The organism is Diaphorobacter limosus (assembly GCF_033100095.1).
Lineage (GTDB): Bacteria > Pseudomonadota > Gammaproteobacteria > Burkholderiales > Burkholderiaceae_C > Alicycliphilus > Alicycliphilus limosus.
Genome location: NZ_CP136921.1, coordinates 1,220,521 through 1,236,891, shown reverse-complemented (window position 1 = coordinate 1,236,891; position 16,371 = coordinate 1,220,521). Strand labels below are relative to the sequence as shown.

The following is a 16,371-nucleotide window of genomic DNA, read 5'->3' as shown; positions in this document are numbered from 1 at the left end:
TTGATGCAGGTCAGCCTGCGATGTCCTGGCCTTCCTATATTGGCAAGGGTCTGGTGGCCGGCGATGACGGCACGCGAGACCTTGGCCTTGTCAGGGGCCGATCACACAACATCATCCGTGGAGACATTACATAAAAAGCCATCGACTCACGCGTGTCGCGGCAGTCCTGCTATCGAGTCGGCCCTGCAAAATTCACCGCAACATCCAACCCAGCAATCCACAGCGGGTTCTGCGCGCCTGCGTGGCCATAGCCAGCGCCGCAGCCCAGATCCACAGTCGTGCGAGCAGGGGCGCAAAAAGCCCCTTGAGGCCCAAACGCACGATCGCCCGCAGCAGCCAGCGGATGTTGTAGCCGGCTGCGCACAGCACCGCGTGCAACGCATCGCCCATGGATCCCTTGAGCCAGCACCGATCCATGCCGTTGTCGTGTTTCAAGTGCCCTATCGCAGGCTCTACCGCTTGCCTTCTCTTGAGCCAGCGCCGATGCGCTGAGGTGAGGCTTTTGAACTTGCCCCGGTGGATGATTTCAACGCCCGGGTTGTGTGCATCCACCCCTCTGAAGCCCAGATCGACGATCACCTGCTTGGGGCTGCGGCCCGTGTCTTCGGTCAGGATCGTTACCTGCTCGAGTTGCTCGGCCAAGGTGTGGCCGTCATAGGGGTTGCCGGTAAAGCTGCGTGCGCCCACCATCAGCCCTTGCCTGTGCGTTACCGCCACGCTGACCTTCACGCCGAACTCGTAAGGTTTCCTGGCCTTGCCCTTGCCAATGCACTCGACCTCCGGTGCGTGCATGGCATACAGCTTGTTCTTGTCTTTGGGTTGCTGGGTGCGGATGCGCTCGGCGCGCTGCATCAGATCGTGCAGGGCGGTCAGCGCCTCGGCCGGCACTTGAGGCATCTGCTTGATCTTGCGCCCCACCTCGCGCAACACGATGCCGAGGATGGTGCGCTGGCGCTTGACGGTCTTCTTGAGCCGCTTGAACTGCTTGGCATGGGCGTAGCCGCCGGCCTTGCGCCGCAAGGCCTTGCCTTCGCGCACAAAGGTCTGCTTCAGGGCAATGCCCGCCCGCTTGGCGGCGATCACCACCTTGTGGCGGGCGATCTCCAGCAGGCGTGGGTCCACCGGGTGGGCAATGGCCTTCTCCTGCACCGTGGTGTCCACGATCAACCGCTCGAACTCGGCGGGCCCGATGGCCCTGGATGTGACGGCCGTGTCGATGGTGGCCTTGAGCAGTTCTTCCACGCCGGCCTCGCCAATCGCTGTACGAAAGCGTCCGATCTGCGTGGCGTCACACGGCAGGCGTGGTTCGTAGAAGCGCATGCCGCTGAAGTGCTGCCAGACCACGTTCTCCGCCCAGCGCTGCACCAGCTCCTCGTCGCTGAGCTTGTTGGCGTGCTTGAGGTACAGCAGGCTGGCCATCAGGCGGATGGGCAGGCGCGGACGGCCTGCGGCGGCGACTGCGCCGCCAGCCACTTGCACAGAAGGGCCAAACAGGTCGTCTTGTGCCACTGCACGGCCCTCGCGTGCCTGGCGAGCAAAGTGCGGTGCCAGCGCTGCCTCGATCTGTGCCCAGGGCAGGCGGCTGGCGAGCACCGCCAGCGGGTGGTGCAGGTCGATCATCTCGGCCAGTGGTTGGCGGAAGAAGTCGGCGGTTTGACCGGGCTGGGGCATCACAAAACTCTCAGAAATCAATGGCTGGTGAATTGATTCTCGGGGGATGGAGCTGTCGGTGAAACAGCGCAAACCCAGTGTTTATGGGGGCTGGCTGAGTTTTGCAGGGCCGACTATCGACGATTGCACTGGCCGCCTCGGCGCAGGAGCAGAAGGGCGTACGCGGTGCATATTTCTCGTGTGTCCGCGTCCGGGCGTTATCTGTTCGTCATCGGCCGTGATGGTCGCGTGAACATGATCGACATGTGGATGGAAACGCCGGCCAATGTGGCCGAGATCCGCATCGGCCTGGAGGCGCGCTCGGTCGAGACCTCGAAGTTCAAGGGCTACGAGGACAAGCTGGCCATTGCCGGCGCCTACTGGCCGCCCCAGTTCGTGATCATGAATGGCGACACGCTGGAGCCTTTGAAAATCGTCGCCACCCGTGGCATGACCGAGGACACGCAGGAATACCATCCCGAGCCGCGCGTGGCCTCCATCGTGGCGTCGCTGCACAGGCCCGAGTTCATCGTGAACGTCAGGGAAACGGGCAAGACCATCATGGTCGACTATTCCGACATGAAGGCGCTGAAGCTCACCGAAGTGGGGGTGGCGCGCTACCTGCACGATGGGGGTTGGGATTCGACCAAGCGCTACTTCATGGTGGCCGCCAACCAGAGCAACAAGATTGGCGTCATCGACTCCAAGACCGATACCGTGGCGGCGGTGGTCGATGTGGGCAAGATTCCGCACCCCGGGCGTGGTGCCAACTTCAAGCACCCCAAGTACGGCCCGGTATGGTCCACGGGCCATCTGGGAGATGAAACCGTGTCCCTGATAGGTACCGATCCGGTCAAGAACAAGCAGCATGCCTTCAAGGTGGTGCAGACGCTCAAGGGGCAGGGCGGCGGGTCACTGTTCCTCAAGAGCCACCCCAAGTCCAGGCATTTGTATGTGGATACGCCGTTGAACCCGGATGCCGGGCTTTTCCAATCGATTGCGGTGTATGACATCAACCAACTGGACAAAGGCTACAAGGTTCTGCCGATCGGCCAGTGGGCCGGCTTGCCCGAAGATGGCGGCGCCAAGCGCGTCGTACAGCCCGAGTACAACAGGGCGGGCGACGAGGTGTGGTTCTCTGTCTGGTCGGCCAAGGACAAGGCCTCGGCCATTGTCGTGGTGGATGACAAGACCTTGCAGCTCAAGACCGTGATCAAGGATCCGCGCCTGATCACGCCGACCGGCAAGTTCAACATGCACAACACGCAGCACGACGTGTACTGACCGACCTCCCTACCGCGCGTCGGTATTCAGGGCTCGGGGCGTGCGATCTGGTTGTGCAGGTTGTACGCCCCGACGGGCCCGTCCATGGGGATGCGCTTGATCTCCTTGAGGGTGGCGGTGTCAAAGACGATCACCGCGCCGCCATCGGCCTTGCGCTCGCGCAGACTGGCCAGCGCATATCGGCCGTCGCGGCTGAAGGCCACATGCGCCAGATCCTTGCCGAGGTCGGTGTGGATGCTGGCCACATGCTCCAGCTTGTGCTTGTCCAGCAGTTGCAGGGCGCCTGCGCCGTTGCTGGTGGGTGCCTGGATCATCCAGACATGGGGTGCGCCTTCGTGGCTGCGCATGAGCCGGCCTGGCCCCGGCATGGGGACGGTTTTGAGCGTGGCCCAGCTTTCCAGATCAAGCAACCTGACCAGGCCATCGCCGGGGCTGGGCAGGGCCATCACGCTGCGCTCCGGTGTGCCAGGCGCCGGACGGTAGTTCCAGGTGGCAGCAGCGCCGGATGCTGGCATGTCGGACAGCTGCAGGCTGGCGATCGTCTTGCGCACGTCCAGATGAATGACCTGGCTCTTGCCGCCCTGGCGGCTCATGCCCAGCAGCTCGTGGTGGCTTGGCGTGAAGAAGACCTGGCCCATGGGCTCGGGCAGGACGCTGCGGCGCGGGTTGAGGAACCCTGGTATGAACGCGCCCTCCTTGTAGAGGAAGTCATGGATCATGCCTATCGGCACGTCGTCTGCAGCAGGGTTGTAGCTGATCTCCCAGATCTCGGGCACATCCTGGAGCACCGCGACAAAGCTCCTGCGTGGTGCGGCATCGTGCACGGACAGGATGGGCGAGCTTCGCGTGCGCTGTTGGTTCAGGGCCGGATGCGCCTTGAGCAGGTTTAGCTCGGCGTCGAGCAGCACCAGCTTGTGCGGTCGCTGGTTGGCCACGGCCAGGTATTTGCCATTGCCGGATATGGCCAGGCTGCGGCTGTCCTGGCCGGCCCGCACCTCGGCCACGGCTTGCAGGTTCCAGAGATCGAGTTGGGTGACCCAGCCCTCGGACGACAGGAAGTACGCAAAGCGTCCGTCGGGGCTGAACCGGGGCGCCCCTTGCAGAGCCCGGTGCAGTGCAAAACGGTGCAGAGGCTCGAATCGATCGCCATCGAGCACCGTGACATGCTGGCTGCCGGATTCGACCACGATGAACAGGTTCAACATGTCCACGCCCTGGAAGACCGGCATGGGTTTGTCCGGCAGGCTGCCCGGCGCATGCCATACCTGGCGCGAGGTTTGGATGTCGGCGTCCGTCAGCGCCGCCGTGTCGCAGCTGGCGCAAGTGGACAGAGGCGTTGTGGCAGCGCCTTCGGCGGCGGCCGGCAGGTGGGCCGCCAGCACCAGGGCCGTGGCGCAGCCTGCCCGTGCAACGCGGCGGGAAAGGCGATCAAGGTGCATTGCAAAGACCCTGGCAAAGATCCATGGCGGGCGCCATGCCGGTGGCGTTGTCTTACTTGGTGCCAAAGATGCGATCGCCCGCGTCGCCCAGGCCGGGCAGTATGTAGCCATGGTCATTGAGCTCGCGGTCGATGGCTGCGGTGAAGATGGGCACATCGGGGTGGGCCTTTTGCAGCGTGGCCACGCCCTCCGGCGCGGCCAGCAGGCAGACGAACTTGATGGAGCGCGGCCGCAGTTGCTTGATGCGCTCCACGGCCGCGGCGGCCGAGTTGCCGGTGGCGAGCATGGGATCGACGACGATGACGTCGCGCTCGGCCATCTCGGATGGCATCTTGAAGTAGTACTCCACAGGCTGCAGCGTCGTCGGGTCGCGGTACAGGCCGATATGGCCTATGCGCGCGCCGGGCACCACGTTGAGCATGCCGTCCAGAAAGCCGTTGCCGGCGCGCAGGATGGAGACCAGCACCAGCTTCTTGCCATCGATCACCTTGGCGGTCATGGTCTCCAGCGGGGTCTGGATCTGCACTTCTTGCAGTGGCATGTCGCGCGTGACCTCGTAGGCCATCAGCGTGGAGAGTTCGCCCAGCAGGCGGCGAAAGCTGTTGGTGCTGGCGTCCTTCTTGCGCATCAGGGTCAGCTTGTGCTGCACCAGGGGGTGGGTGATGACGTGGACGTTGCTCATGAGCGGCTGCCTCTTGGAAATTGAGAAATGAGGATCAGAAAGCGGAAATTTTGCCGCAGCCGTGTGGGCCGCAGGTGATTTCACCCGGCATGCCGCCGTGCAAGGCGGGTTTACACTCGCCCGCTGCGGCGCAGGCCGCTTTTTTTGTGGGCATTCAACCAAGGAATTTACAGCTATGGGCGCGCAATGGAAGGCAAAAGGCAAGGCGCTGGTCGCCGATGCCAAGGGCAAGCTTTTTGGCAAGCTGGTCAAGGAAATCATCGTGGCCGCACGCGCGGGTGCCGACCCGGCCGGTAATTCGCGCCTGCGCCTGGCGGTCGAGGCGGCGCGCAAGGCCTCCATGCCCAAGGACACACTCGAGCGCGCCATCAAGAAGGGCTCCGGCGTGGGCAGCGACTCCGTGAACTACGAGCGTGTGATCTACGAAGGCTTTGCCCCGCACCAGGTGCCAGTGATGGTGGAGTGCCTGACCGACAACGTGAACCGCACCGCGCCCGAGATGCGCGTGTGCTTTCGCAAGGGCCAGATGAGCGCCGTGGCCTGGGACTTTGACCATGTGGGCATGATCGAGGCCGAGCACGAGCAGTCCGGCGCCGATGCCGAGGTGGCCGCCATAGAGGCCGGCGCCCAGGATTTCGAGCCGGGCGAGGAGGAGGGCCAGACCCTGTTCCTGACCGACCCGACCGACCTGGACGCGGTGGCCAAGGCGCTGCCCGGTTTTGGCTTCAAGGTGCTGTCGGCCAAGCTCGGCTACAAGGCCAGGAACCCGGTCAGCATGGCCGGCCTGGCGCCCGAGGCGCAGGAAGAGGTGCAGGCCTTCCTGGCGGGCCTAGAGAACAACGACGACGTGCAGAACGTGTACGTCGGCCTGGTGGACTGAAACCCGTCGGTCGCATGGCCCGCAGACGGGCTTGAAACAAGCGCCCGTAGCTATATAAATAATAGCTGCTGGCGCTTTATTCATGGGCGCTGCAGGCCGTTTTGGCTTGGGGTTTCAGCGCTTCCTGCCACCAAAAATGCCGCCCAGCACGCCGCGCAGTATCTCCTTGCCCAGGCTGGTGCCCATGGTGCGCACGGCGGACTTGGCCATGGTCTGCACCAGGCCGTCCTTTTTGCCGCCGCGCGGGCCGGTGCTGCCAAACAGCACGTCGTTGAGCCCGCCCATCAGCCCGCCATCGCCCTGCGTCTCCGCGTTGCCCTGGGGCGTGGCCGTGTTGCTGGCGGCGGCATCGGCGCGCCCGCGCAGCTTCTCGTAGGCCGACTCGCGGTCGATGCTCTGGTCGTAGGTGCCAGCGACGAGCGAGCCGGCGAGCAACGCGCGGCGCTGCGTGTCCGAGATGGGGCCGATCTGGCTGCCCGGCGGCAGCACGTAGACGCGCTCGGTCTCGCAGGGGCGGCCCTTGGGGTCGAGAAAGCTCACCAGGGCCTCGCCCACGGCCAGCTCGGTGATGGCGGCCTCGATGTTCAGCCCCGCCTTGGGGCGCATGGTGGTGGCCGTGGCCTTCACGGCCTTCTGGTCGCGTGGCGTAAACGCCCGCAGCGCGTGCTGCACGCGGTTGCCCAGCTGGGCCAGCACGCTGTCGGGAATGTCCAGTGGGTTCTGCGTGACGAAATACACCCCCACGCCCTTGGAGCGCACCAGGCGTACCACCAGCTCGATGCGCTCGACGAGCACCTTGGGTGCCTCGTTGAACAAGAGGTGCGCCTCGTCGAAGAAGAACACCAGTTTGGGCTGTTCGGGGTCGCCGATCTCGGGCAGTTGCTCGAACAGCTCGGACAGCATCCACAGCAAAAATGTGGCATAGAGGCGCGGCGAGTTCATGAGCTTGTCGGCCGCCAGCACGTTGATCACGCCGCGACCATCCACGGTCTGCATGAAGTCCTGGATGTTGAGCATGGGCTCGCCAAAAAACTGGTCGCCGCCCTGCGTTTCGATCTGCAGCAGGCCGCGTTGTATGGCGCCCACGCTGGCGCTGCTGATGTTGCCGTACTCGGTGGTGAAGTCCTTGGCGTTGTCGCCCACATACTGCAGCATGGCGCGCAGGTCTTTCAGGTCCAGCAGCAGCAGGCCGTTGTCGTCGGCAATCTTGAACACCAGGTTGAGCACGCCCAGCTGTGTCTCGTTCAGGTTCAGCATGCGCCCCAGCAGCAGCGGGCCCATGTCGGAGATGGTGGCGCGCACCGGGTGGCCCTGTTCGCCGAACACATCCCACAGCGTGGTGGGGCAGGCGATCGGCTCGGCCAGTGGCAGACCGCGCTCGGCCAGCACCTTGGCGAGCTTCTCGCCCACGCTGCCCTTCTGGCTGATGCCGGTGAGGTCGCCCTTCACGTCGGCCATGAACACCGGCACGCCGATGCGCGAGAACTGCTCGGCCAGGGTTTGCAGCGTGACCGTCTTGCCGGTGCCGGTGGCCCCGGTGATCAGGCCGTGGCGGTTGGCCAGGCCCGGCAGCAGGTGGCATTGGGTGGAATCATGCTGTGCAATCAGGAGCGGATCGGCCATGGCTGTTATATGGTGGGTGAGTCAAAAGTAAAATCCCGGCCGCAAGATTAAATCACTCAAAGGACGCCGCAGTGGCAGGACACAGTAAATGGGCCAATATCCAGCATCGGAAGGGCCGCCAGGACGAAAAGCGCGGCAAGATCTGGACCCGCATCATTCGTGAAATCACGGTCGCCGCCCGTCAGGGTGGTGGCGACGCGGCAGCCAATCCGCGCCTGCGCCTGGCCATCGACAAGGCCAAGGCTGCCAACATGCCGGCCGACCGCATCAAGTACAACATCGACAAGGCCTCTGGCACCCTCGAAGGCATCAATTACGAGGAAATCCGCTACGAGGGCTATGGCATAGGCGGCGCGGCCATCATCGTGGACACCATGACCGACAACCGTGTACGCACCGTGGCCGAGGTGCGCCACGCCTTCAGCAAATACGGCGGCAACATGGGCACCGAGGGTTCGGTGGCCTTCCAGTTCAAGCATGTGGGCCAGCTTGTCTTTGCCCCCGGCACGGATGAGGACAAGGTCATGGAAGTGGCGCTGGAGGCCGGCGCCGAGGACGTGATCACCGACGACGAGGGCGCCATCGAGGTGCTCACGGCGCCCGGCGACTTCGAGGCCGTGAAGAATGCCCTGGAGGCCGCGGGCCTGACGGCCGAGGTGGCCGAGGTCACCATGCGTCCCGAGAACACCATCGCCCTTGAAGGTGACGACGCGGCGCGCATGCAAAAGCTGCTGGACATCATCGAAGACCTGGACGATGTGCAAGATGTCTTTCACAACGCCGAGCTCTAGGCGCGAGAACTACAAGCTATGAAAATCCTAGTCATTGGCGGCGGCGGCCGGGAACACGCACTGGCCTGGAAGCTCAGCCAGTCCCCCAGGACCACCAAGGTCTATGTGGCGCCGGGCAACGGCGGCACGGCGCTGTCGCCCCGGTATGAAAACCTGCCCATCACCGATGTGGTGGCACTGCGCGAATGGGCGCAGACGAACAAGGTCGCGCTCACCGTGGTCGGCCCCGAGGCACCGCTGGCCGCCGGCGTGGTGGATGAATTCCGTGCCCATGGCCTGCGCATCTTCGGGCCGACAAGGGCGGCCGCGCAACTGGAAAGCTCCAAGGCCTTTTCCAAGGACTTCATGAAGCGCCACGGCATTCCCACGGCGGCCTACGACACCTTCACCGACGCGGCGGCGGCGCACGCCTATGTAGAGCGCCTGGGCGCGCCCATCGTCATCAAGGCCGACGGCCTGGCGGCGGGCAAGGGCGTGGTCGTGGCCACCAGCCTGCAAGAGGCGCACGACGCCGTGGACTTCATGCTGGTGGACAACAAGTACGGCGTGGCGCACAACGAGGGCGGGGCGCGCGTGGTGATCGAGGAATTCCTCGAGGGTGAAGAGGCCAGTTTCATCGTGCTGTGCGACGGCAAGAACGTCGTCGCGCTGGCCACCAGCCAGGATCACAAGCGCCTGAAGGACGGCGACCAGGGCCCCAACACCGGCGGCATGGGGGCGTATTCGCCCGCGCCGGTGGTAACGGCCGACGTGCATGCGCGCGCCATGCGCGAGGTCATCCTGCCCACCGTGCGCGGCATGGAGAAGGACGGCATTCCCTACACCGGGTTTCTGTACGCCGGCCTGATGATCGACGCCCAGGGTCACCCAAAGACGCTGGAGTTCAACTGCCGCATGGGCGACCCCGAGACCCAGCCCATCCTGATGCGCCTGAAGAGCGATCTGGTCGAGGTGCTGGGCGCGGCCGTGGACGGCAGGCTCGACCAGGTCGATCTGCAATGGGACAGGCGCACGGCGCTGGGCGTGGTCATGGCCGCGCATGGCTACCCCGACAGCCCGCGCAAGGGCGACGCCATCACCGGCCTGCCCCAGGATGAGGACGATGCCATGGTGTTCCACGCCGGCACGCAGCTGGAGGGCGGCGTGCTGCGCACCAGCGGCGGCCGCGTGTTGTGCGTGACGGCGCTGGCCGACAACGTCAAGCAGGCGCAGCAGCGCGTGTACGACATGGCGCGCGGCATCTATTTCGATGGCGCGCAGTACCGCCGCGACATTGGCTACCGCGCCGTGAAGGGCAGTTGATGGATCAGGCATTGAACCAGCCGGGCCATGTGGCCCAGGTGCGCGCCTACCTGGAAGGCCTGCAGTCACGCATCACAGCGGCGCTCGAGGAGATCGAAGGCCCGGCAGAGCAGGGCGGGGTGCGCTTTCGCAGCGATGCCTGGAGGCGTGAACCAGGCTCGCCCCTGCAGGGTGACGGCATCACGCGCATCCTGGAGGGTGGGCGTGTATTCGAGCGCGCCGGCTGTGGTTTTTCGCATGTCAGCGGCCCCAGCCTGCCGCCGTCGGCCACGCAGCACCGGCCCGAGCTGGCAGGTGCGCCCTTCGAGGCCATGGGCGTGTCGCTGGTGTTCCATCCGCGCAATCCCTATGTGCCCACGGTGCACATGAACGTGCGCATGATCGCCGCCGGCCTGCCCGGGCAGGCGCCCACCTGCTGGTTCGGCGGCGGCATGGATCTGACACCGTACTACGGCTTCGAGGAGGACGCGGTGGCCTTTCACCGCGCCTGCCGTGATGCGCTGGCGCCGTTTGGCGACGGGCTGTATCCGCGTTTCAAGACCTGGTGCGACGAGTATTTCTACCTGAAGCACCGCAATGAGCAGCGCGGCGTGGGCGGTATCTTCTTCGATGACTTTTCCGAGCTCGGCTTTGCGCAAAGCCTGGCCATGACGCAGAGCGTGGGTGACGCCTTCCTGGGTGCCTACCTGCCCATCGTGCAGCGGCGCCAGGCCATGCCCCATGGCGCGCGCGAGCGCGAATTCCAGCTCTATCGCCGCGGCCGCTACGTGGAGTTCAATCTGGTGTGGGATCGCGGCACGCATTTCGGCCTGCAGTCGGGCGGGCGCACCGAATCCATTCTGCTGTCCATGCCGCCGTTGGCCGCCTGGAGCTACCAGCGCGAGGACGCGCCGGGCACGCCCGAGGCTGACCTTACCGCACGCTTTTTGCAACGCCGCGACTGGCTTTGAACCCCCGCGCGCTATATTGCCCCCATCTTTTTATTGAAGACCCCCTGATGACCACTTCCCCCCAATCGGAAACCGCCGCCAAGAAAGACGTCACCAAGCTCCAGCGCGCCATCGTCGATGGACTGGAGGACGTCAAGGCGCAAGACATCCAGGTCTTCAACACCGAACATCTCTCGCCGTTGTTTGAGCGCGTCATCGTCGCTACCGGCAGCTCCAACCGTCAGACCAAGGCCCTGGCCGCCAGCGTGCGTGATGCCGTGCGCGAGGCCGGCTTCGTCAAGCCCCGCACCGAGGGCGAGGAAAACGGCGAATGGATCATCGTGGACTGCGGCCAGGCCGTGGTGCATGTGATGCAGCCGGCCATCCGCCAGTACTACCGCCTGGAAGAGATCTGGGGCGACAAGCCCGTGCGCATGAAGCTGGGTGCGGCCAAGCCGCGCAAGATCATGGCCTCGGAAGACGCGAGCGGTGCACCCGTGCGCAAGCCGGCGGCAAAGAAGGCTGCCGCCAAGCCTGTGGCGAAGAGTGCGCCGGCCAAGGCAGCGGCCAAGAAGGCACCGGCCAAGGCCGCAGCCAAGCCCGCCAGCGCCAAGCCCGCAGCCAAGGCCACCGGCAAGACCGTGGCCGTGAAGAAGCCAGTGGCGGCCAAGAAGCCAGTGGCGGCCAAGAAGCCGGCGCTCAAGGCGGCAGTGAAGACCGTGGTCGTCAACAAGCCCGCGGCCAAGCAGGCGCCGCCCAAGGCCGCCGCCAAGGCCACGGCGCGCAAGCCTGCCGCCAAGGCAGCAAGCACCAGGCCTGCAGCCAAGAAGGCACCCGCACGCAAGAAGGCATGAGGCTGCTGATCGTGGCCGTGGGCCAGCGCGTGCCCGATTGGGCCGCGAGCGCCTACGACGACTACGCCAAACGCTTTCCGCCCGAGCTGAAGGTGCAGCTCAAGGCCATCAAGACCGAGCCACGCGGCTCCAAGACGCTGCAGACGCTGTATGCCGCCGAGCGCGAGCGTATCGAAGCCGCCATTCCGCGCGGCACGCGCGTCGTGGCCCTGGACGAGCGCGGCACCAGCCTGACCACCAAGGCCCTGGCCGAGCGCCTCAAGGGCTGGCAGCTGGGCGGCGACGACGTGGCCCTGGTCATCGGCGGGCCCGACGGGCTGGATCCGGACTTTCGCCAGGCCGCGCATGAGCGCATCCGCCTGTCCGACCTCACCTTGCCGCATGCCATGGTGCGCGTGCTGCTGATCGAGCAGCTGTACCGCGCCTGGTCGGTGAATGCCGGCCACCCCTATCATCGGGAATGATCCTGTTTTGATAGCTGCTTGCGCTTGCTACATGGGTGCTGGAGGCTGTTTTTACCTATGATTACCGATTTCATCTACCTCGCCTCGCAAAGCCCGCGCCGGCGCCAGCTGCTGGCCCAGCTGGGGGTGCGCCACGAACTGCTGCTGCCCAATGCCGTGGGTGACGCGCCGGAGGATGCTGAAGGGCTGGAGGCGGTACAAGCCGGCGAAGCCCCAGCGGCCTACGTGCAGCGCGTCACCGCCCTCAAGCTGGACGCCGCCGTCGCGCGCCACAAGCGCCGTGGCCTGCCGCTGGCGCCGATTCTGTGCTCTGACACCACGGTCGCCCTGGGCGAGCGCATCTATGGCAAGCCCGAGGACGCGCAGGATGCGGCGCGCATGCTGGCGGAGCTGTCCGGCCGCGAGCACCAGGTGCTCACCGCCGTGGCGCTGCAGGCGGGCGATCGCCGCCTGGCGGCATTGTCCGTGTCGCGGGTGCGCTTTGCCGTCATGACGGAGGCGCAGATTGCCGCCTATGTCGCCAGTGGTGAACCCATGGGCAAGGCCGGCGCCTATGGCATACAGGGGCCGGTGGCGCAGTATGTGCAAAACATCAACGGCAGCTACACCGGCATCATGGGACTGCCGCTGTTTGAAACCGCGCAGCTGCTGCGGGCCGCGGGTGTGTTGCGCGATTGAGCGCCAGGGGCCTATTGCAGCGTGTGGCTGGCCAGCCGCGCGGTATCGGGGATATGGATGTCGCGCTTGTCGCGGCGAATCAGGCCCGCTTCTTCCAGGTCGTGCAGCACGCGCGAGAAATACTCGGGCGTGATCGACAGCCTGGAGGCGATAGTGGCCTTGCTGACCGGTAGCGACACGTTGAGCGCCATGGCCTCGTTGCATGACCGGTTGCAGGTGACGTGGTATGTGCCCTCTTCGGGCAGCGAGTGCAGGAGGTAGCCGATCACGCGCTCCATGCCGGAGTGCAGCGCATAGGCTTGCACATCCTGCACCAGGGCGTGCATGCGCCTTGAAATACCGCTCAGCATGTGCATGGCAAAGCGCGGGTCGGCTTCGATTTCACGCACCACCGCAGCCTTGCCGACGCTGAGGATGATGGAGTCGGTCAAGGCCTCGGCATTCAGGATATAGAGCTGGTCGCTGAACATCGACGCCTCTCCAAAGCACATGCCGGGGCCGGCCAGCTCAACCACCTTTTCCTGGCCGGCGGGGGAAATGGCGTACAGCTTGACCTGGCCCTTCACGGCTACGTGGAACTCCTCGCAGGACATGCCCACGCGGTAAATGCTGATCCCCCGCGCATAACGGCGCAGCCGGCATCCGGTGGCCAGGCGCTCCAGCTCGGCAGGCGTCATTTCCTGGAACGCGGGCAGCGTGGACAGGTAGTGCGGGATGTTGAATTGCCGAATATTCATGGGGCGTATTGTTCTTGTAAACCCTAGGGCGAGATACAGCAGGACAGCGTTTCCCTGATATGTGTCAATTCTTCTGCCAATTGGCTGGCATCCATGCGCTCAGGGGCTCATGAATGCCTGTGATCTGGGCAGCCTAGTCGGCGATCCGTTCAATGGGATGTGCCTTCGCTGCGCGTGATCTTGTTCCAGACGTTGTACTTGCCCACGGGCTTGGCCATGGGCAGGCGCTTGACCTCCTTGAAACTGCGTGCGTCGTACACGATGACGGCGCCATCCATCTCCCACAGGCTGGCCAGGGCGTAGCGGCCGTCGCGCGTGAACTCGATATGCGCCAGCGTCTTGCCGGGTTCGCGCACTTCGGCTACCGGTGTCAGCGTGCGCTTGTCGATGATGGTGAGCCTGTCCTTGCCGTCCTTGCTCATCATGGAGTCGGTCCAGGCGTAGGGGGTGTTTTCATGGCTGCGCATGAAGAAGCCGGCACCCGGCGTGGGGATGGTGCGTACGGTCTTCCAGCTCTGCATGTCGATCACATCGACCGCGCCGCCGCCCAGATTCGGGCTGGCCAGCACCGTGGTGCCGTTCCAGGCAAAGGTGATGCCTGAGCCCAGGTGCGGCATGCCGGCAATGGGCAGGTCGGCGACCTTGCGGCGCATGTCCAGGCTCACCACCTGGGCGCTGGCGCTGCCCCCGGCCTTGGGGCGGGTGGCGCCCAGCGCGTGGCGGTAGCTCTGGTCAAAGAAGAAATCATCGAGCGGCTCTTCGAGCAGGGTACGGCGTACGCCCCATTGGCTCTTGGGGGTGGCGGGGGTCTTCTGGTCGTAGGAGATCTCCCAGATCTCGGGAAGATCCTTGAGCGCCACGACAAAGCTGTTCCTCGGCGTGGCGTCGTACACCGCGGACACGCGCGAGCTGCTCTTGCCGTCCTGCGTCGCCGCGTCGTAGGTTGTCACCAGGTTCAGATCGGCGTCGAACAGCGCCAGGCTGTGCGGCAGGTAGTTGGCCGCCATGACCCAGCGCCCGTCGCCGCTCACGGCCACGTTGCGCATGTTCAGGCCGGCGCGCACCTCGGCCACCACGGCCAGACGCCACAGGTCGTACTTGGTGATCCAGCCGTCACGCGAGCCGAAGAACACATAGCGCCCGTCGGGCGTGAACTTCGGCCCGCCGTGCAGCGCGTAGCGGCTGGCAAAGCGGGTGATGACCTCGAAGCGGTCGCCGTCGAGCAGCGAGACATGATGGTCGCCCCCCTCGACCACGAGAAACAGGTTCATCGGGTCGGCGTCCCACTTCGGCTTGACGGGCTCGTCGGCAGGCAGCGGCGTGGCGATGCGCGAGGCCCGGATATCGGCCTCGCCCCAGCGCGGCGCCGGCACCACGGGCGTGCGCACCCAGTCGGCCAGGGCCTTGATCTCGGGGGGCGAGAGCTGCTCGGCAAAGCCCATCATCTGCGTTGCCTGGCGGCCCTCGGTGATGACGCGCAGCACCTCGGCAGGGCGCGTGCGCTCCAGGCTCTCGGGCAGCAGCGCCGGGCCCATCAGGCCGGTGCGCTGCGCGCCGTGGCAGCTGGCGCAGTGCTGCTGGTAGAGGGCGGCGGCGTTGGGTTGGGCCAGGGCCGGGGTGGCCAAAAGCAGGCCGAGGAGGGCGGCGGGGAGGAAGCGGGGGGACAAGGGATGCTCCAAAAATAATAGCTACTCACGCTTTGTTGGCGGTTGCTACCCGGTATTTTTCCCTCTCCCGCTTGCGGGAGAGGGCAGGGGTGAGGGTCTTCAACAGGGGCTATGCTCTGGCATCACCCCCTCACCCCAGCCCTCTCCCCCAAGGGGGCGAAGGAGTCAAACCGGTTACGCCGTCACCACCTCAATGCGCCGGCGTTTCGCCGGTGCCGGCTCGAACGGAGTGGACGCGGCCCCCACCTCGGCGTCGCTCAGGTAGCAGCCCGGGTCTTCAAACCAGAAGTTGCCGGTGAGCTGCTGCGCGCGCACGCGGGTGTTGCCGTTGCAGATGGCCAGGTGCTGGCAGCCGCCGCAGCGGCCCTGGACCGGGCGCGGGCGCTGTTTCAGGCCGGCCATCAGCGGGTCGCTCACGTCGTTCCAGATCTGCGAGAAGGGGCGATCGCGCACGCAGCCCAGGTCGTGGTGCCACCACATGGTGTCGGGGTGGACATGGCCGAGGTTGTCGATGTTGGCGATCTGCTGGCCGCTGGCGTTGCCGCCCCAGGCGACCAGGCGCGCGCGCAAGGCGTCCTCCCACTGCGGCAGGTGCTGGCGCACCCATTGCAGCAGGTAGGGGCCGTCGGCGTCGTTGTTGCCGCTCACGTAGTCATCCATGCTGCCGGCCTGCGCGGCGGCCCAGGCGCGGTCAAACAGCATGTCCATGGCTGCGCGCGTGGCCTGGTGGTGCGCGTCTTTATCGCGGTGGATGTTGCCGCGCCCGGCGTAGTTCAGGTGCGAGAAGTAGAACTTGTGCGCGCCCACCTCCTGCATCAAATCCAGCAGCGCCGGCAGGTCGTGGCCGTTCATGGCGGTCATGGTGTAGCGCAGGCCGACCTTGACGCCCACCTTGTCCAGGTGGCCGATGGCGGCAAGACTGCGGTCAAACGCGCCCTCCAGGCGCCTGAACTTGTCGTGCGTGGCCTTCAGGCCATCGAGGCTGATGCCGACATAGTCAAAACCGGCCTCAGCAATGCGCTGCGCCATGAGCGCGTCGATCAGCGTGCCGTTGGTCGACAGGCCGGTGTAGAAGCCCATCTCGCGCGCGCGCGCCGAGATCTCGAAGATGTCGGGGCGCAACAGTGGCTCGCCGCCCGAGAGGATCAGCGCCGGCACGCCGAAGGCCTTGAGGTCGTCCATCACCGTGAACACCTCGGGCAGCAGCAGCTCGCCGGCGTAATCGTGGTCGGCCGACAGGGCATAGCAGTGCTTGCAGGTCAGGTTGCAGCGGCGGATCAGGTTCCAGATCACGACCGGGCCGCGCGCCTTGCGGTCTTTGACTACCGGGTAGACGCCGGTGCTTTGCGCTTGCGCCAGTTCGCGCATGTATTGGCTGATGCGAAACATTC

The 16,371-nt window shown here is 65.4% G+C and carries 14 protein-coding genes and 1 pseudogene; 8 read left to right on the top strand and 7 right to left on the bottom strand.

What is annotated here, in order from left to right; translation table 11 throughout:
• Positions 1 to 192: 192 nt before the first annotated feature.
• A complete protein-coding gene (locus tag P4826_RS05995) occupies positions 193 to 1,671 on the bottom strand; it encodes an IS5 family transposase (RefSeq protein WP_317702987.1) in 1,479 nt (492 codons plus the stop codon).
• A 150-nt stretch (positions 1,672 to 1,821) separates the two neighbouring features.
• Between P4826_RS05995 and P4826_RS05990 the strand changes: the two are divergent.
• Positions 1,822 to 2,934: pseudogene (locus tag P4826_RS05990) on the top strand (cytochrome D1 domain-containing protein); the annotation flags it as partial.
• Between the two features lie 26 nt (positions 2,935 to 2,960).
• Here the strand turns inward: P4826_RS05990 and P4826_RS05985 are convergent.
• A complete protein-coding gene (locus P4826_RS05985; RefSeq protein ID WP_317702986.1) occupies positions 2,961 to 4,373 on the bottom strand; it encodes a cytochrome D1 domain-containing protein in 1,413 nt (470 codons plus the stop codon).
• Between the two features lie 52 nt (positions 4,374 to 4,425).
• Entirely contained in the window at positions 4,426 to 5,055 is a 630-nt protein-coding gene (upp, locus tag P4826_RS05980; protein ID WP_317702985.1) for a uracil phosphoribosyltransferase, read from the bottom strand.
• A 175-nt stretch (positions 5,056 to 5,230) separates the two neighbouring features.
• Between upp and P4826_RS05975 the strand changes: the two genes are divergently transcribed.
• Positions 5,231 to 5,935 (top strand): YebC/PmpR family DNA-binding transcriptional regulator, encoded by a 705-nt coding sequence (locus P4826_RS05975; protein WP_317702984.1) that lies wholly within the window; start codon positions 5,231 to 5,233, stop codon positions 5,933 to 5,935.
• Positions 5,936 to 6,049: 114 nt separating this feature from the next.
• Here the strand turns inward: P4826_RS05975 and P4826_RS05970 are convergent, their stop codons facing one another.
• Positions 6,050 to 7,558: a helicase HerA-like C-terminal domain-containing protein gene (locus P4826_RS05970; RefSeq protein ID WP_317702983.1), complete on the bottom strand. Its 1,509-nt coding sequence runs from the start codon at positions 7,556 to 7,558 to the stop codon at positions 6,050 to 6,052.
• Between the two features lie 71 nt (positions 7,559 to 7,629).
• On the opposite strand from P4826_RS05970, the gene P4826_RS05965 reads away from it, so the two are divergent.
• From P4826_RS05965 to P4826_RS05940, 6 genes are read left to right on the top strand one after another with little or no spacing between them, the layout of a single operon-like run.
• Positions 7,630 to 8,349, top strand: a complete 720-nt coding sequence (locus P4826_RS05965) for a YebC/PmpR family DNA-binding transcriptional regulator (RefSeq protein ID WP_317702982.1) — start codon at positions 7,630 to 7,632, stop codon at positions 8,347 to 8,349.
• An 18-nt stretch (positions 8,350 to 8,367) separates the two neighbouring features.
• Positions 8,368 to 9,651: a phosphoribosylamine--glycine ligase gene (purD, locus tag P4826_RS05960; protein WP_317702981.1), complete on the top strand. Its 1,284-nt coding sequence runs from the start codon at positions 8,368 to 8,370 to the stop codon at positions 9,649 to 9,651.
• Positions 9,651 to 10,601 carry an oxygen-dependent coproporphyrinogen oxidase gene (gene hemF / locus P4826_RS05955; protein WP_317702980.1) on the top strand — a complete coding sequence of 317 codons (951 nt, stop codon included), beginning with the start codon at positions 9,651 to 9,653 and terminating at the stop codon, positions 10,599 to 10,601. The genes purD and hemF overlap by 1 nt, the downstream gene beginning before the upstream one ends.
• 47 nt (positions 10,602 to 10,648) lie before the next feature.
• Positions 10,649 to 11,434, top strand: coding sequence for a ribosome silencing factor (gene rsfS, locus P4826_RS05950; RefSeq protein WP_317702979.1), 786 nt, complete (start codon positions 10,649 to 10,651; stop codon positions 11,432 to 11,434).
• Complete coding sequence (gene rlmH / locus P4826_RS05945) at positions 11,431 to 11,898, top strand: 23S rRNA (pseudouridine(1915)-N(3))-methyltransferase RlmH (RefSeq protein WP_317702978.1); 468 nt, start codon at positions 11,431 to 11,433, stop codon at positions 11,896 to 11,898. Before rsfS ends, rlmH begins: the two co-directional genes overlap by 4 nt.
• A 60-nt stretch (positions 11,899 to 11,958) precedes the next feature.
• Positions 11,959 to 12,576 (top strand): Maf family protein, encoded by a 618-nt coding sequence (locus P4826_RS05940; RefSeq protein WP_317703721.1) that lies wholly within the window; start codon positions 11,959 to 11,961, stop codon positions 12,574 to 12,576.
• A gap of 11 nt (positions 12,577 to 12,587) precedes the next feature.
• Here the strand turns inward: P4826_RS05940 and P4826_RS05935 are convergent, their stop codons facing one another.
• The 3 genes from P4826_RS05935 to nirJ form a co-directional block, all read right to left on the bottom strand.
• Complete coding sequence (locus P4826_RS05935) at positions 12,588 to 13,313, bottom strand: Crp/Fnr family transcriptional regulator (RefSeq protein WP_317702977.1); 726 nt, start codon at positions 13,311 to 13,313, stop codon at positions 12,588 to 12,590.
• Positions 13,314 to 13,462: 149 nt separating this feature from the next.
• On the bottom strand, positions 13,463 to 14,980 hold the full coding sequence (locus P4826_RS05930) for a cytochrome D1 domain-containing protein (protein ID WP_425605230.1): 1,518 nt from the start codon (positions 14,978 to 14,980) through the stop codon (positions 13,463 to 13,465).
• Between the two features lie 174 nt (positions 14,981 to 15,154).
• Entirely contained in the window at positions 15,155 to 16,369 is a 1,215-nt protein-coding gene (nirJ, locus tag P4826_RS05925) for a heme d1 biosynthesis radical SAM protein NirJ (protein WP_317702976.1), read from the bottom strand.
• Positions 16,370 to 16,371: the final 2 nt, after the last annotated feature.

Bases quoted from the DNA above. Each gene is read 5' to 3' on its own strand.
- P4826_RS05975 (WP_317702984.1), top strand. From the start codon at position 5,231: ATGGGCGCGCAATGGAAGGCAAAAGGCAAGGCGCTGGTCGCCGATGCC.
- rsfS (WP_317702979.1), top strand. From the start codon at position 10,649: ATGACCACTTCCCCCCAATCGGAAACCGCCGCCAAGAAAGACGTCACC.
- upp (WP_317702985.1), bottom strand. From the start codon at position 5,055: ATGAGCAACGTCCACGTCATCACCCACCCCCTGGTGCAGCACAAGCTG.
- nirJ (WP_317702976.1), bottom strand. From the start codon at position 16,369: ATGTTTCGCATCAGCCAATACATGCGCGAACTGGCGCAAGCGCAAAGC.
- hemF (WP_317702980.1), top strand. From the start codon at position 9,651: ATGGATCAGGCATTGAACCAGCCGGGCCATGTGGCCCAGGTGCGCGCC.
- rlmH (WP_317702978.1), top strand. From the start codon at position 11,431: ATGAGGCTGCTGATCGTGGCCGTGGGCCAGCGCGTGCCCGATTGGGCC.
- P4826_RS05935 (WP_317702977.1), bottom strand. From the start codon at position 13,313: ATGAATATTCGGCAATTCAACATCCCGCACTACCTGTCCACGCTGCCC.
- purD (WP_317702981.1), top strand. From the start codon at position 8,368: ATGAAAATCCTAGTCATTGGCGGCGGCGGCCGGGAACACGCACTGGCC.
- P4826_RS05970 (WP_317702983.1), bottom strand. From the start codon at position 7,558: ATGGCCGATCCGCTCCTGATTGCACAGCATGATTCCACCCAATGCCAC.
- P4826_RS05985 (WP_317702986.1), bottom strand. From the start codon at position 4,373: ATGCACCTTGATCGCCTTTCCCGCCGCGTTGCACGGGCAGGCTGCGCC.
- P4826_RS05995 (WP_317702987.1), bottom strand. From the start codon at position 1,671: ATGCCCCAGCCCGGTCAAACCGCCGACTTCTTCCGCCAACCACTGGCC.